General features: G+C 50.1%; 14 protein-coding genes. 6 read left to right on the top strand and 8 right to left on the bottom strand.

What is annotated here, in order from left to right:
- Window positions 1-45: 45 nt before the first annotated feature.
- The 5 genes from CWE14_RS04160 to dnaA all read right to left on the bottom strand — a co-directional run bounded on the left by CWE14_RS04160 (window position 46) and on the right by dnaA (window position 7,325).
- Window positions 46-1,143 (bottom strand): alpha/beta hydrolase, encoded by a 1,098-nt coding sequence (locus CWE14_RS04160; RefSeq protein ID WP_126798239.1) that lies wholly within the window; start codon window positions 1,141-1,143, stop codon window positions 46-48.
- Between the two features lie 137 nt (window positions 1,144-1,280).
- Window positions 1,281-3,695 carry a DNA topoisomerase (ATP-hydrolyzing) subunit B gene (gyrB, locus tag CWE14_RS04155; protein ID WP_126798238.1) on the bottom strand — a complete coding sequence of 805 codons (2,415 nt, stop codon included), beginning with the start codon at window positions 3,693-3,695 and terminating at the stop codon, window positions 1,281-1,283.
- Window positions 3,696-3,717: 22 nt separating this feature from the next.
- The gene (recF, locus tag CWE14_RS04150; protein ID WP_126798237.1) at window positions 3,718-4,806 is read right to left on the bottom strand and encodes a DNA replication/repair protein RecF; all 1,089 of its coding nucleotides are present in this window, start codon (window positions 4,804-4,806) and stop codon (window positions 3,718-3,720) included.
- A 3-nt stretch (window positions 4,807-4,809) separates the two neighbouring features.
- On the bottom strand, window positions 4,810-5,910 hold the full coding sequence (gene dnaN / locus CWE14_RS04145; RefSeq protein ID WP_126798236.1) for a DNA polymerase III subunit beta: 1,101 nt from the start codon (window positions 5,908-5,910) through the stop codon (window positions 4,810-4,812).
- A gap of 77 nt (window positions 5,911-5,987) precedes the next feature.
- On the bottom strand, window positions 5,988-7,325 hold the full coding sequence (gene dnaA / locus CWE14_RS04140; RefSeq protein WP_420837097.1) for a chromosomal replication initiator protein DnaA: 1,338 nt from the start codon (window positions 7,323-7,325) through the stop codon (window positions 5,988-5,990).
- A gap of 288 nt (window positions 7,326-7,613) precedes the next feature.
- Between dnaA and rpmH the strand changes: the two genes are divergently transcribed.
- From rpmH to mnmE, 6 genes are all read left to right on the top strand, one after another.
- A complete protein-coding gene (gene rpmH, locus CWE14_RS04135) occupies window positions 7,614-7,748 on the top strand; it encodes a 50S ribosomal protein L34 (protein ID WP_055439485.1) in 135 nt (44 codons plus the stop codon).
- 31 nt (window positions 7,749-7,779) lie between these two features.
- Complete coding sequence (gene rnpA / locus CWE14_RS04130) at window positions 7,780-8,151, top strand: ribonuclease P protein component (protein ID WP_126788873.1); 372 nt, start codon at window positions 7,780-7,782, stop codon at window positions 8,149-8,151.
- Entirely contained in the window at window positions 8,106-8,384 is a 279-nt protein-coding gene (yidD, locus tag CWE14_RS04125; protein ID WP_126798234.1) for a membrane protein insertion efficiency factor YidD, read from the top strand. The genes rnpA and yidD overlap by 46 nt, the downstream gene beginning before the upstream one ends.
- Before the next feature lie 4 nt (window positions 8,385-8,388).
- On the top strand, window positions 8,389-10,077 hold the full coding sequence (gene yidC / locus CWE14_RS04120; RefSeq protein ID WP_126798233.1) for a membrane protein insertase YidC: 1,689 nt from the start codon (window positions 8,389-8,391) through the stop codon (window positions 10,075-10,077).
- Window positions 10,078-10,182: 105 nt separating this feature from the next.
- Window positions 10,183-10,890: a hypothetical protein gene (locus CWE14_RS04115; protein ID WP_126798232.1), complete on the top strand. Its 708-nt coding sequence runs from the start codon at window positions 10,183-10,185 to the stop codon at window positions 10,888-10,890.
- Window positions 10,891-10,956: 66 nt separating this feature from the next.
- Window positions 10,957-12,357: a tRNA uridine-5-carboxymethylaminomethyl(34) synthesis GTPase MnmE gene (gene mnmE, locus CWE14_RS04110; protein ID WP_126798231.1), complete on the top strand. Its 1,401-nt coding sequence runs from the start codon at window positions 10,957-10,959 to the stop codon at window positions 12,355-12,357.
- 42 nt (window positions 12,358-12,399) lie between these two features.
- Here mnmE and CWE14_RS04105 read toward each other — a convergent pair whose 3' ends face one another.
- The 3 genes from CWE14_RS04105 to CWE14_RS04095 form a co-directional block, all read right to left on the bottom strand.
- A complete protein-coding gene (locus CWE14_RS04105) occupies window positions 12,400-13,377 on the bottom strand; it encodes a zinc-binding dehydrogenase (protein ID WP_126798230.1) in 978 nt (325 codons plus the stop codon).
- A gap of 60 nt (window positions 13,378-13,437) precedes the next feature.
- Window positions 13,438-14,112: a type 1 glutamine amidotransferase domain-containing protein gene (locus CWE14_RS04100; RefSeq protein WP_126798229.1), complete on the bottom strand. Its 675-nt coding sequence runs from the start codon at window positions 14,110-14,112 to the stop codon at window positions 13,438-13,440.
- Window positions 14,113-14,260: 148 nt separating this feature from the next.
- Complete coding sequence (locus tag CWE14_RS04095) at window positions 14,261-14,854, bottom strand: TetR/AcrR family transcriptional regulator (RefSeq protein WP_126798228.1); 594 nt, start codon at window positions 14,852-14,854, stop codon at window positions 14,261-14,263.
- Between the last annotated feature and the right edge of the window lie 249 nt (window positions 14,855-15,103).

Below are 15,103 nucleotides of genomic sequence, written 5' to 3'. Positions count from 1 at the left end.
GCGGGCTTTTTATTCACTGTAATCAACACTATGGCTGTTTGCCGCCTACCCCTCTATCACCTTGGACTCCATCCAACGTATCCAGGCGCCAAAATCGTCAGTGTCCCAAAGGATCATGCCGTGATGCGTGCGCGGTTGCACCGCATGCAGGGTAATATCCTGATTACTTGCTGCTAGGTCCTGTAGTCGATCCAGAGAGGTTATCCGGTCTTCGACTGAGCCCATTATAAGTATCGGGATACCAAGCTCGCCAACGCGCTGTACGGCAGCCGTATCGGCCTGCGTCGTACCTGCTTCATCCAGTGCGTAGCGAGCTCCCTTTTTAAGGCTACTTTCCGGCACTAAGTGAGCACTGCGAGTATAGGCTCTTCCCGCATCCACGAAAGAATCGACAAACTCAAGCATTGGGGCTAGTAACAATAGGCTTTCGATATCGTCACGCAACGGCGCAAGATGACTAACCGCTGTACCACCCATTGACATACCGGCCAGGTGGAGAGGTCCGGTGAAATTGTTTGCATCTAGGAGCTGACTGACAGCCTGAGCTTCAGGTTTCCCACTAAAGGTAAATGCACCTTCTGAGTTACCATGACCATACAAATCGACTAATACGACATCAAACCCCGCAAAGCGCATACTTTCGGCAATAAAAAAGAGTGATTCCTTATTAGTTCTGAATCCATGAATCAGAATATACGTCCCACGAGTGGCTTTCGGCACGGCACCATCAAGCAATAATTCAACCTTGTCGTTACCCCGGGTCGTATCCAGCTCTATCTCATAACGCATGGACGTGCGTCGACTGCGGTCCGCTGCTGTTTTCTCCGCATAAGGCCAAAACCGTAACCGCACCTCCATCGCCTCGGTCTCAAGCGGCGCCTGTTGCGCCCAGCTATCTGCGGCATCAGCCCAAGTCTCACGCCCCTGATTATCGTAGGCACGGGCAACCGAATACGCCAGGCAAGGCAGTCCCGCCGGGCAGTAGGTCGCGCGTTGATAACCAATTCGTTCATACTCTACGGCCGGTAGCAGTTCAAAGTCCAGCATCGGTGGATGCAAAGCGCTACGACCAATTAGGTTGGCGCAACCAGTTAAAATCAACAGCCCAATGAGAATGGTAAGAGAGTATCTGACTAAATGCATGGTGACGTTCCTTTGTGAAAATTCCTGCTGTGTTAGCCATATTCTTACAAAAAAGCCTCTGCAAAACAGAGGCTTTTACATAAAATTAAATGTTAGTTGCCAGGGCCGCGTTAAGCAGCCCACCTGCGGCCATTAGTCTAAACATCGAGGTTAGACACTTTCAACGCATTACTTTCGATGAATGCACGGCGCGGTTCGACCTGGTCACCCATCAATGTTGAGAACAGTTGGTCCGCCCCAATCGCGTCTTCAATTCTGACCTGAGTCATGCGACGGTTATTCGGATCCATTGTAGTTTCCCACAGTTGCTCTGGGTTCATCTCACCCAATCCTTTGTAGCGCTGTACGTACAAGCCGCGCTTGGACTCGTTGATAAGCCATTCAATGGCTTCAACGAAATCTTTCACCACCTGTTTACGCTCGCCGCGCATCACAAAGCCGCCTTCTTCAACCAGGCCATTGATCTCACCGCCGATTGCCGTCATCTTTTCGTAGTCCCGACCTACGACAAATTCGTAGGTTAATGGGAAGTCAGTATCGATGCCGTGTCGACGTAGCTTGATCACAGGCAGGTAAGCTCCGCGCTCGTCTTCCTCAACAAGATGAACCTGATAGCTAGCTGAGTCTTTTTCATGCTTGGTTAAATCCGCAGCGAAGTCCTCTGCCCATTGCTCCATTTGAGCCTTATCTTTTACCAGCTCTGGAGTTAGTTTTCGAGCGTATACCAGTCGATTCAGCATGTGCTTAGGCGTGCGTCGGCTCAAGCGCTTGATAGTATCAATCGCGAACTGATAGTCCTGCACCATCTTCTCCAACTGCACACCTGTTATACCTGGCGCATCGGCATTCACGTGCAAAGATGCCTTCTCAAGAGCAAGGCTGGCCAAATACTGGATCAGACCTGGGTCGTCCTTGATGTAGGTTTCCTGCTTGCCTTTCTTCACCTTATAAAGAGGCGGCTGAGCGATATAGATATACCCTCGCTCAATGATCTCCGGCATCTGACGGTAAAAGAAAGTTAGAAGCAAAGTCCGGATATGCGACCCATCGACATCGGCATCGGTCATAATGATGATACGGTGATAACGAGTTTTATCCGGGTTGTACTCATCACGGCCAATACCACAACCCATGGCGGTAATAAGAGTCGCTACTTCCTGCGAGGAAAGCATTTTATCAAAGCGTGCTTTCTCAACGTTGAGGATTTTACCCTTCAACGGCAGAATAGCTTGATTCTTACGATTACGCCCTTGCTTGGCAGAACCACCTGCCGAGTCACCCTCCACAATGTAGAGTTCAGATAGCGCAGGGTCTTTCTCCTGGCAATCAGCCAGCTTCCCAGGCAGACCAGCGAGGTCTAATGCACCTTTACGTCGCGTCATTTCACGCGCTTTACGCGCAGCTTCACGGGCCCGAGACGCATCAATTATTTTCTGTACGATAACTTTAGCATCTGTTGGGTTCTCTAAAAGGAACTCGTTGAGATACTCGTTCATCGCTTGCTCTACCGCACCTTTTACTTCCGACGAAACCAGTTTGTCTTTGGTTTGCGAAGAAAATTTAGGGTCTGGTACTTTTACTGAAATCACAGCGGTCAGGCCCTCTCGAGCGTCATCGCCAGAGGTCGTGGTCTTCGCTTTCTTCGCATAGCCTTCCGCTTCCATGTAGCTATTCAGCGTCCGCGTCAATGCAGCACGGAAGCCTGCCATATGGGTACCACCATCCCGTTGTGGGATGGTGTTGGTAAAGCAGTAAATATGCTCTTGGAACGAATCATTCCATTGCAGACCTACTTCTACGCAAATACCATCGTCCCGTTCCATCGAAAACTGGAATACCTTAGGGTGGATCGGAGTTTTTTTCTGGTTCAGATACTCAACAAAGGCAGCGATACCGCCGTCGTATTTGAAGTGGTCCTTGCGGTCACTCCCTTCGTCTACCAAATGAATAGAAACGCCAGAGTTCAGGAAAGACAACTCCCGCACACGCTTGGCTAGAATGTCGTAATGGTAGGTAATATCGGTAAAGGTTTCTTCACTCGGCCAGAAACGAATCTCAGTGCCCGATTTATCTGTATCAGACACTGGTTCAATAGGTGCATCCGGTACACCATGCGTATAGGTTTGCTGCCATTTTTTACCACCGCGCCATACCGTCAACTGAAGTGTTTTACTCAGCGCGTTAACAACTGATACACCAACACCGTGCAAACCACCGGACACTTTATACGAGTTATCATCAAACTTACCGCCTGCATGCAACACCGTCATAATGACTTCTGCAGCCGACACGCCTTCCTCATGCATCTCAACCGGGATGCCTCGACCATCATCGCGAACCGACACTGAGCCATCCGCATGCATAGTCACATAAATCTCATTGCAGTGACCAGCCAACGCCTCATCAATTGAGTTATCCACGACCTCAAAGACCATGTGATGCAAACCCGTTCCGTCATCGGTGTCACCGATGTACATACCTGGGCGTTTACGCACGGCGTCCAGACCCTTAAGGACCTTAATACTCGACTGATCGTAGTTGTTCTCTGACATAAAAATATTCCTACTCGTGTCTTTAAATTGTTCCATGTTCCACGTGGAACAATTGAGTTTCGGTATCGCTAAAGTGTGACCTTATTTTGGCTTCATCAATCGCGGTAATAAATACCTGACTGCCACTATCTTTTAATGCGCTACACAACGTTTGCTGGTTCTTTTCGTCCAGCTCTGCCGGTAAGTCATCCACTAAGATGATACACGGCTGCTCCCTTCGGAGCTTGTAATCCTGTCCCTGCACCAAACGCAGTGCAGAGACTAATAACTTTAACTGACCTCTGGAGAGTCGCTCTCTAGCGTCCACTCCATCAACCTTAATTTGCCACTCAGCTTTATGGGGACCCACGCTGGTGAACCCCTGTCTGCTATCCGCTTCAAATTTTTGCTTCAACGCATCTGCAAGTGTTTCATCGTGGCGATGCCACCCATGATTCAGCTTAAACTTAAAATCATACTGAGGCAGAAATAACTGACAGTAATCGTTTAACAAGCCATTCAGCCCGCTTACATAGTCTTCTCTGGCTATCGCTACCTCTTCCCCGGCGGCAGCTAATTGCTCATCCCAGTAGGCACCGGCTTGCGCTTGGTGGTTGCCCTGGCGCAGTAAACTATTGCGTTGCTTTAACAGCCTTACGTAACCTGCCCACTGTGGAAAAAACGATTGTTCCACGTGGAACAATCCCCAATCCATAAACTGACGCCTTTCCTTCGGCCCACCCGTTATAAGCTCGACGCTTTCAGGCGTTATCAGTTGAACCGGGACCAGGCGCGCAAGTGCCGCAAATCGCTTCTCAGTATCTCCGTCGACTTTGACCTGCGATTCACCACTTCTAAAGCGACGGTAGCCTATGCGATGCTCAACGGGATCGTCGCTACCATTCTCTAGTAATTTTGCAAACAAGGTAAATGCCTGTTCACCGTCCTGAACTACTTGCCTGATTTGGTGAGTTCGAAAGGAACGGCCAAAACCGAGACAATAAATGGCTTCCAGAATACTGGTTTTGCCACTACCGTTTGCACCACAGAGCATGTTCACCTTCGACGACAGCTCCAGCTGTGCGTTGGAGAAATTCCTAAATTTCTCTATGTGCAAACGTTCTAGTCGCATCGACTACAGGCGCATGGGCATAACAACGTACAACGCCGAATCGTCCGCGTTGTCTTCAACCAACGCACTACTATTGGCGTCGCTTAAAGTGAACTTCACTTGCTCACCCTGAATAGAGCTCAACACGTCGAGGACGTAGGTTACATTGAAACCCACTTCCAACGCGTCGCCCTGATAATCCACTTCAATTGCTTCTTCCGCTTGTTCCTGCTCCGGGTTATTGGCTGTTAATGCCAACTCGCCCGAACTCAGGTTGAGCCGTACGCCACGAAACTTCTCATTGGACAGAATCGATGCCCGAGCACAGGCGCTACGCAACAGATCCTTATCAGCAATTACCGTCTTATCACCACCTTGCGGAAGCACACGTCGATAATCAGGGAAGCGGCCGTCAAGCAATTTACTGGTAAACACCATCCCTTCGCTGCGAACCCGGATATGGTTCTGGCCAATAGCCACCTGAATAAGTTGGTCGTCCTGCTCCAGCAGGCGCATCAGCTCAGTCACACCTTTGCGCGGAACGATTACTTGCCGTTGTGGTAAGCCGGACTGCTCGAGTTGCATCCCGGCCATCGCCAAACGGTGTCCGTCTGTGGCAACCGTGCGTAACTGATTGTCATTGACCTCAAACAGCATACCATTCAGATAGTATCGAACATCCTGATTCGCCATCGAAAAATGAGTTCGTTCCATCAGGTGTTTCAATTCACCACGAGCAAGCTCAAAGGTAACTTCAGCCTCCCACTCATCGATATCCGGAAACTCACTTGCCGGCAATGAACTCAAGGTGAATTTACTGCGGCCGGAACGGAGAATGATTTTATCACCATTCGACTCAAGCTTAACGTCATGCCCCTCTGGTAAGCTGCGAACAATATCCAGCAGCTTTTTAGCAGGAACCGTTGCCTCGCCTTCTACAGCGCCTTCCAGGCTGACCTTAGAGACCAACTCTACTTCTAAGTCAGTACCCGTCATACGCAGCTCATCGCTACTCACCCGAATTAACACATTGGATAAAATCGGTAAGGTATGACGACGTTCTACGGCACCGCTAACAACCTGCAGTGGTTTCAGTAATGCATCCCGAGTGGTGCTAAAGTTCATGTGCCTTATCTCCCATACTGTTGCGAGCCGGATTGTGGCGCGCTATGTCCGTACCACAGCATATGCAGACATGTTCGTTAAACCGACAATGTCCGATTAAGATTGCGAAAGTCTTCCTGGATCTCATGATCCAACTCTATCAATTCTTTTATTTTGCGACAGGCATGCAATACCGTGGTGTGATCCCGCCCGCCAAATGCGTCGCCTATTTCAGGCAAACTATGGTTGGTCAGTTCCTTGGCTAATGCCATCGCCAACTGACGAGGGCGGGCAATCGAACGACTGCGCCGCTTTGATGTCAGATCTGCCACTTTAATATTGTAATACTCAGCCACCGTGCGTTGAATATTATCAATCGTTACCAGTTTTTCCTGCGCAGCGATTAAGTCACGCAATGCCTCTTTAACAAAATCAATGGTTAGCTCTCGACCGGTTAAATTGACATTCACCGCAACCCGGTTCAACGCTCCTTCCAGTTCCCGAACATGGGAACGCAAGCGTTTAGCAATAAAAAAGGCTACTTCATGCGGTAATTTGATGCCTCGCTCTTCCGCCTTGCGCTCCAGAATTGCGACCCGCGTGGGCAGTTCAGGCGGCTCGATGGCGACTGTCAAACCCCAGCCAAAGCGCGATTTAAGTCGATCATCAACCCCTTCAATTTCCTTAGGGTAAACGTCACTTGTAAGTATAACCTGCTGATTTCCCTCAAGTAACCAATTGAACGTATGGAAAAACTCGTCCTGGAAATGTTCCTTGCGAGCAAAAAACTGAACATCATCGATGAGCAAAGCATCCACCGAACGATAGCTTTCTTTAAACGCGTCGATCTTATTGTGCTTCATGGCATACACCATGTCCTGCACAAAGCGCTCAGCACGAAGGTAATAGACCTTGGCATCCGGTTTACGCGCCAGAATGCCATTACCGACCGAATGCAATAAATGGGTTTTACCCAGGCCCGTACCACCGTAGATAAACAGCGGATTATAAGCACCGCCCGGATTCTCGGCGACCTGAAGGGCTGCCGCACGCGCCAACTGATTGGATTTACCTTCGACAAAGTTTTCAAAGGTATAGGAACGATGTAAGTTACTGCTTTGCAGCGAAACCGGGCGATCATCATCAGATGTCCGGCGCTGGGGTCGTGGCCGTTGGTTCGAAGCAGCCTGACTGGTGGTTTTACGGCTGCCATTAAGGCTGCTGTTATTGGTATTGCTGTTTGTTCGCGCTCCACCGACTTTAAGTTCAACATTCGGTGGTTCCTGACCCGCTTCTTCGCGCAGGAAACTAATAATTTGCTCGAGGTATTTATCTTTCACCCAATCCATCACATAGGTATTGGGTGCATATAAAAACAGGGTGTTATTCTCTAGTTCGACCTGCAAAGGTCGAATCCAGGTATTAAAATGCTGCATGCTTAACTCGCTTTGTAAACGAGTGGAACACTGCTGCCAAAGCGACTTACTCACGCTTCACTCCTGCTATCCTGTTTTTATCATTGAATGGATGTGACGAGCGGCCAAACCCTGGCTCGCGATCAAGCCACCATAATACGGAATTAGGCGGCCACACGCCAGTCATTTACTAGTAAAAAGGCAAGTTATCCACAGCAATTAGTGATCACTTTACGTTGACACAGATCCTTTATTTTTGTAGAATTCGCGCTCAAATTTTAAGACACGTTCACGTACGGAAGTATTGTTATGAAAAGAACATTTCAACCAAGCGTTTTAAAGCGCAAGCGCACTCACGGTTTCCGTGCTCGTATGGCTACCAAGAATGGTCGTCAGGTTTTAGCACGTCGCCGCGCCAAAGGTCGTAAAGTACTGAGCGCTTAATGCTCAGTACTTTTTTACTCAGGCTACCTGAGTGACTCAGAATACATATCCGCGGGAGTTACGTCTGTTAACTCCCGCGGATTTTCAATTCGTATTTGATAACCCTCCAGTTAAAGCTGTTACTAAAGAAGTAACCGTTCTTGCCAAACCAAACTCCCTTTCGCACCCTCGGCTGGGCATTACAGTCAGTAAAAAACGAGCGCGTCTGGCGGTAGAACGTAACCGCATAAAAAGAATTATGCGTGAAAGCTATCGGTTACAGCAGCACAATCTGTCAGGGTTTGATATTATCGTCATCGCAAAACCTGGTATCACCAATTTGGATAATCAGGCATTGCATGACTTGATGAATTACCTATGGCGAAAATTAAGCAAGCGCTGCAAGCAATACCAATCGCGTTAATTCGCGTCTATCAGCTTGTTATTAGCCCGATTCTGGGGCCGCGCTGCCGTTTTTACCCTACGTGTTCACATTACGCCATCGAAGCAATTCGCATCCATGGCGTGCTCAAAGGCAGCGCACTCGCTGCTAAGCGCATTGTTAAATGTCATCCGGGAAACCCCGGTGGCATTGACCCAGTGCCAGGCTCTCAACTTGAAGCGGAAACGCAACAAAGGCAAAAAGAGACAAAGTAACACTATGAATTCGCAACGTTCCCTACTCATTATTGCTTTGCTGGTCCTTAGTTTCTTTATGTTCCAGCAATGGCAAACCAGAGACGCAGCGTCCACTCCGGGAGTTGATGCCGCTAGTAAACCTGAACCTACCAATGTTTTACCTACTGTTGGTAACGACGAGTCGAGCAACCTGGTGCCAGGCACTGCCGACGATCAGCCAGACTCAACCTCTGCGGACATGCCTCTGAGTACGGATGCAGAATCTGGTGATACCATTCGCGTGCGCACTGACGTATTGGATGTCGAAATTGACCTCCTTGGCGGTGATTTAGTTAACGCGTACTTGCTTGAGTTTGCTGAGCGTCAAGGTGAGGCCGAGCGTTTTAATATCATGCATCGCCGCACCAACCATATATACATCGCGCAAAGTGGCCTGGTCGGCCGTGACGGCACAGATTCGCCAAACGAGCCGCGCCCGACTTTCAGCGTTGAGCGCAACGATTTTTCGCTGGACTCAGGCGATGTTTTAGAAGTGCCTTTGACCTACGTGAGTGACGACGGAACTGAGTTCACTAAAACATACGTGTTCCGCCGCGGTGATTACGCCGTGGATGTTCGCTATGACATCGCTAATAACGGTGACAGTGCCAAACGCGTCGCTCTATATGGCCAGTTACGCCAAAGCATGGTCAGCGACTCGGGCAGTATGTTTATGCCAACGTACCGCGGTGCTGCATTTTCAACCCAGGACACGCGTTATGATAAGTACAGCTTTGATAAAATCGAAGACCGTAACCTGAATCAGACCACCACGGGTGGTTGGGTTGCGATGCTAGAACACTATTTCGTCAGCGCCTGGGTACCAAACCAGGTTGGCCAGAACGTTATCTACACCATGGCTGCACCAAACAACGAAGCAGTTATCGGATTTACCAGCCAGACCATTCAGGTAGAGCCGGGGTCACGCGGCCAGGTTGAGGCGAGCCTGTTCCTTGGACCTAAAGATCAGGACCGCCTTGGTGAGCTGGCAGAGAACCTCAATTTAACCGTTGATTACGGTTTCATGTGGTGGCTGGCAATTCCTCTGTTCAGCCTGATGCAGTTTATCTACGGCATTTTCGCCAACTGGGGTGTGGTAATTATCCTGGTGACGCTCATTGTTAAGATGATTCTGTACCCACTGACCAAAGCGCAATACACCTCCATGGCAAAAATGCGCATGGTCGCTCCGAAAATGAAGGCGCTTAAAGAGAAGCATGGTGAAGACCGGCAGAAGCTTGGTCAGGCCATGATGAAGCTCTATCAGGAAGAAAAAGTGAATCCGCTCGGTGGCTGTTTACCGATGCTGCTGCAACTGCCTATTTTCTTAACCCTGTACTGGGTCTTGTTAGAGTCTGCCGAATTCCGTCATGCTGACTTTGTGCTCTGGATTACTGACTTGTCCAGCCGTGACCCGTTCTTCATTCTGCCATTGCTGATGGGTGGCTCAATGTTCCTGATGCAGCGGTTACAGCCAAGCCCGGTTACCGACCCGATGCAGAAGAAGATCATGCAGCTGATGCCTGTACTGTTCACTGTGTTCTTCTTATTCTTCCCATCTGGTCTGGTTCTGTACTGGCTTACCAGTAACTTGGTCTCAATTTCGCAGATGCTCTGGATTTATCGACAGATTGAGAAGAAAGGCTTCAAAGGCCAGAAAAATAAAGCGTAAGCGTCCCCTGGACAGCTAACCTTAAATAGCCCGGCACCTGCCGGGCTATTTTTTTGCTAGGCTAGAAGTGCGAAACAACCGTCCATTTACCAGAGGTAATTCAGTATGCGCCGCACCCGTTCAGTGTTTCATTTACTCTATCTGATTGTTATTGCTGTACTCCTGACCCTGCTCTACGTAGAACGTTATGAGGGCAATGAAACAACTTCAGATACTGACCAGCAGACAAACCTCAACGCTACCCGGGAAGACGACTACCAGGCGCAACACCAGGCGTTGATGGAGCAATTAGAGACCCTTGAAACAACTCTGCTGGATCAACTATCCTCCCTACAGCAACAGCTCACCCGGCTGGAAGATGCAGCTGACAGCGGAGTGTCTGATGCTACTGAATCCACAGGACAAGTCCCAGACAGAGACCAGCCACAACAACCAGCGACCGTAGATACCTCAATGCTGGATGATTTTGACTCTCACCAACAGCGTTTCGATATTCAGTCCGTAGACCCTGACTGGGCGTATCATACCCGTGAACGTATCGTCGAGCTCTTTGCTGATGACCCGGCTTTAAAACACTACCAACTTAACGATATCGAATGTCGCACGACCCTGTGCCGGGTAGACATCAGTGACCGCCGTCAGACAAACGAAAGCGACACCGAAGCCGGCCTGCAAAACCCCGACCACCTGCGTCAGGCATTAGAGCTGGTTAACAACAACGACCATGGCTTGCACTACCTGATTCGAATGGACAGCAACAATGGTCGGTACCGGGTTCTGCTCGAGCGAACCAATGTCAAAAACGACGACTAAGCTTCGATGGACGCATTGCTGCTTTTTCCCGATAATACAGCTCTTAATTTTTAATCTGGTGCCCTCATGAGCAGACCGCAGGCTGAGCAATTTTCCAACGACAGCATCGTCGCGCAAGCAACTCCTCCCGGCAAAGGGGGCGTGGGCATTGTCCGTGTCTCAGGGCCACAGGCTGAGCTGGTTGCTCACCACCTGCTGGGACACTGCCCTAAACCCCGCTATGCGGAGTACACGCCATTCAGCGATGGCAAAGGCCAGGTGCTGGATCAGGGCATCGCCCTGTTCTTTAAAGGGCCGAATTCATTCACTGGTGAAGATGTACTGGAACTGCAAGGTCACGGTGGCCCCGTCGTCATCGATATGCTGATTAGGGAGATCCTGACGTTACCCAGCCTGCGCATGGCGCGACCAGGGGAATTCAGTGAACGGGCCTTTATCAACGACAAGCTCGACCTTGCTCAGGCTGAAGCGATTGCGGATTTAATCGACACCACCTCAGAGCAGGCCGCACGGATGGCCTTACAAAGCCTGCAGGGGGAGTTCTCGCACCGGATTGACGTACTGGTGGATGCGGTTATTCAATTACGTATGTATGTCGAAGCCTCAATTGATTTTCCCGACGAGGAAATTGATTTTCTTAGTGATGGCAAAGTGGCGAACGATCTCAACCGCATTATTGATAATCTTCAGGCTGTCGAACGCGAAGCCCGCCAGGGGTCTTTATTACGCGAAGGCATGCGGGTTGTTATCGCTGGTCGGCCGAACGCCGGTAAATCCAGTTTGCTCAACGCATTAGCCGGCCGTGAGTCAGCGATCGTGACCGACATCGCAGGAACCACCCGCGATGTCCTTCGCGAACACATTCAAATTGATGGTATGCCACTGCATATCATAGATACCGCAGGCCTGCGGGAAAGCCCGGATAAAGTTGAGAAAATAGGTATTGAACGGGCATGGCAGGAAATCGAGCAAGCCGACCGTGTGCTATTTATGGTCGACAGCAGTGAAACATCCGCGAATGACCCAATGGATATCTGGCCGGAATTCTTTCAGCGGCTGCCTGAGCATATCCCCTACAGTGTGATCCGTAACAAAGCGGATTTAAGCGATGAGCCAGCTACTATTCAACACCACCAAGGTCACAATCAGCAAAGCGTGCCGGTGTTGAACCTGTCCGCTAAAACGGGCCTTGGTATCGAACTTCTGCGCTCTCATCTGAAAGAATGCATGGGCTTCAATGACAACATGGAAGGGGGCTTTATGGCCCGCCGCCGTCATCTGACCGCACTGGAAATGGCCCGAAATCATCTGCTATCAGGCAAGGAACAGCTGGAACTGAACATGGCGGGCGAAATTCTCGCCGAAGAACTACGCCTTACCCAACAGCATTTAAATGAAATCACCGGTGAATTCACCAGCGACGACCTGCTAGGTAAAATTTTTGGGTCGTTCTGCATCGGGAAATAAAAAGCTACCATTGGATCATCACAATGGTAGCCAGATGCCGACTCAGGGTTTGAGCAGGACTTTGCCTTTGCGGCCCGGCTCAAGGGTAGCGCGGGCAGCCTCTGCTGCGTCGTCCAGGTTATAAATGCTATCAACAGACAGTTTCAGCTCCCCACTCAGGGTCCGCTTTAGAAGCTCTCCAACCAGCCGTTGTTTATTCTCTGAACTCATCTCCTGACTAACCTTACTGCCCCAAAACCCTTTCACTGTGGCTTGTTTGAAGATCACGTCACCGGAGCCAATGCTCATCGGCTCACCAGTCATTGAGCCAAAGGAAACCAGGGTGCCGCCTTCACCAAGTAGCGTCATCAAGTCTCCGCTCGCTTTGCCTCCAATAGAGTCAACGGCAGCGCTAATAGAGTTGTCACCGACCAAAGCCCGCACCTGCTCCTGCCAATCTGCCTGCGCGGTAGAAACCGCATTGGTAATACCCAGCTCAGCCAATTCATCGACACCTGCATCACGGCGTACCAGATTGATGGTATGCACACCACGGGCAGCTGCCAGCATCGCCAGGGTCTTCCCAACTGCACCGTTTGCCGTGTTTTGCACCACCCATTGGCCAGCTTCGACCTGCAAGAACTCTAGCAGCATCAACGCACTCAATGGCATTGCAATCAACTGCGCCGCGGTTTCATCTTTGATCTCATCAGGCATCGGAATTGTCATTCGCGCCGGTGCGGTGAAATACTCAGCCCAGGTGCCGTGTGCGCTGGCGACAGCAACCCGTTGCCCGACCGACAGACCGTCCACACCTTCGCCAAGGGCATCGATGACGCCGACAGCCTCGCTGCCACCAATGGCGGGCAGCTCGGGTTTATAGCCATATTGGCCGCGTATAGTCCACAGATCATGATGGTGTATCGAACCCAACAATGTCTTAATCCGGACTTCGCCCGGGCCTGGCTGTGGAACTGGGCTATCGCCGAGCTTGAGAACATCAGCAGGTTCGCCGAATTCAGTATAAATAGCGCTGCGCATATCAAATTCCTTAACTAAATAGATTGCAAATAAGCGTTCTTGTCGAACCAAAGTACCCGACTACAGCAGTTTGAGTAATGCTGTAGCCGTCGCTTTAGAACTAGCCGGGTTCTGACCAGTCACCAGATACCCATCCGTCACCGCCAGAGGCTCCCAGTCCGGGCCTTTTTCATACAGACCTCCTAACCGTTTGAACTCATCTTCGAGCAGGAAGGGCACCACCTCGGTCAGGCCCACAGCGTCTTCTTCACTGTTCGAGAACCCTGTTACCCGGCGACCCGCCACTAACGGCTGACCGTCAGCGTCGCGCACCTTTACCAGTGCGCCAGGTGCGTGACAGACTAAAGCAAGCGGCTTGTCAGCACGGGCAAAGGCTTCGAGTAAATTAATTGAGGTTGTATCAGTCGCAAGATCCCACAACGGCCCATGCCCTCCAGGATAGAACACAGCATCGAAATCAGCCGCATCAACCTGACTCAGTGCCAGGGTCGCTGCCAACTGCTTATTCGCCTCGTCGTCCTGGCGAAAGCGCTCTGTAGCAGCTGTCTGTGCTGACTCGTCGTCGCTCTTGGGATCCAGCGGCGGCTGACCACCAGCGGGGGATGCCAAAGTAACGTCCGCGCCAGCATCTTTAAATACATAGTAAGGTGCCGCTAACTCTTCCAGCCAGAAGCCAGTCTTCTCTCCGGTGTCACCTAAACGGTCATGAGACGTTAAAACAACTAAAATTTTCATAGGTCATTGCTCTCTTCTATTTCTAAACTGAAATGGATTTCTAAATCGAAGTGAAGCAGCAAGTGCTGCTACAGGAGCACCATCTTATTTAAAATTAGACCAGTCGTCTAGAGAAGTAAAAGATCAAGCTAATAAAACGGTCATAGCTCTAATCTAAGCCCAGCATCCGTTTAGTAGCCAACAGGGCTGATTCAAGCGGCTGCCGGTCGCGGGTTATTTTGGCTCGCAGACTGGCTCCCATCCATAACTGATAAAGACTGGCTGCAGCCTCGCTACTATCAGTCCAGGGCCGCAATGAGTCATCCGCAACGCCTTGCTCCAAGGTCTGCGCAAGGCGCGCGATAATAGCTCCGGTTCCCTGTTCGAGAACCTTACGCATGCCTTCTGATAAGTCACTGACCTCAGCGGCGAGCTTAACCGCCAGACATTTGCCTTTAGGGTCGCAATCGGCCTCAATATCGATCCAATATTGCCAATATCGCATGAGTCGCTGTTCTGCAGAGGCACCCGGCAGGGTCAAAACAGTTTCAAGCTGGACTAAATAATCAGCAAAATAGGTTTCCAGCAAGGCTTCACCAAAGGCTTCTTTCGACTTGAAATAGTGATAAAACGACCCTTTGGGAACACCGGCGGTCAGTAGGATTTCATTCAGCCCGACAGCAACAAAGCCTTTACTGCTGATAATTGGCTTGGCCGTATCGAGGATATGCTGCCGAACATTGCTGTTTGCTGATAGTTTCATAGCCACATTTTATAACTTGATTAGACCAGTTGTCTACAAAGCCGAGCTGTTCTGCTAAATCCGCAGTCCAGTAATATCGAAGTGAGTAAGTGCTTACACCATGAATTATTAAAGTAAGTGCTTAGTAACGGATTTTGTAAGTATCGAATCACAAACTTAAGCACTGAAATGCCCTGCAGGACGATCCCGTCAAGCCCGCTTACGCACCTTCTAGAAAAGCAACTACACTACTAACTATCGCAATAATAG

Origin of the sequence: Aliidiomarina soli (genome assembly GCF_003986975.1) — a bacterium.
GTDB lineage: Bacteria > Pseudomonadota > Gammaproteobacteria > Enterobacterales > Alteromonadaceae > Aliidiomarina > Aliidiomarina soli.
Note: the sequence above shows the minus strand (reverse complement) of the source record. Positions and strands in the feature narration are given on the sequence as shown.

Excerpts from the sequence above, each read along its gene's own strand:
- CWE14_RS04160 (WP_126798239.1), bottom strand. The coding sequence starts at position 1,143 with ATGCATTTAGTCAGATACTCTCTTACCATTCTCATTGGGCTGTTGATT.
- gyrB (WP_126798238.1), bottom strand. The coding sequence starts at position 3,695 with ATGTCAGAGAACAACTACGATCAGTCGAGTATTAAGGTCCTTAAGGGT.
- CWE14_RS04095 (WP_126798228.1), bottom strand. The coding sequence starts at position 14,854 with ATGAAACTATCAGCAAACAGCAATGTTCGGCAGCATATCCTCGATACG.
- dnaA (WP_420837097.1), bottom strand. The coding sequence starts at position 7,325 with ATGCAGCATTTTAATACCTGGATTCGACCTTTGCAGGTCGAACTAGAG.
- rpmH (WP_055439485.1), top strand. The coding sequence starts at position 7,614 with ATGAAAAGAACATTTCAACCAAGCGTTTTAAAGCGCAAGCGCACTCAC.
- recF (WP_126798237.1), bottom strand. The coding sequence starts at position 4,806 with ATGCGACTAGAACGTTTGCACATAGAGAAATTTAGGAATTTCTCCAAC.
- dnaN (WP_126798236.1), bottom strand. The coding sequence starts at position 5,910 with ATGAACTTTAGCACCACTCGGGATGCATTACTGAAACCACTGCAGGTT.
- CWE14_RS04105 (WP_126798230.1), bottom strand. The coding sequence starts at position 13,377 with ATGCGCAGCGCTATTTATACTGAATTCGGCGAACCTGCTGATGTTCTC.
- CWE14_RS04100 (WP_126798229.1), bottom strand. The coding sequence starts at position 14,112 with ATGAAAATTTTAGTTGTTTTAACGTCTCATGACCGTTTAGGTGACACC.
- yidD (WP_126798234.1), top strand. The coding sequence starts at position 8,106 with ATGGCGAAAATTAAGCAAGCGCTGCAAGCAATACCAATCGCGTTAATT.
- CWE14_RS04115 (WP_126798232.1), top strand. The coding sequence starts at position 10,183 with ATGCGCCGCACCCGTTCAGTGTTTCATTTACTCTATCTGATTGTTATT.
- mnmE (WP_126798231.1), top strand. The coding sequence starts at position 10,957 with ATGAGCAGACCGCAGGCTGAGCAATTTTCCAACGACAGCATCGTCGCG.
- yidC (WP_126798233.1), top strand. The coding sequence starts at position 8,389 with ATGAATTCGCAACGTTCCCTACTCATTATTGCTTTGCTGGTCCTTAGT.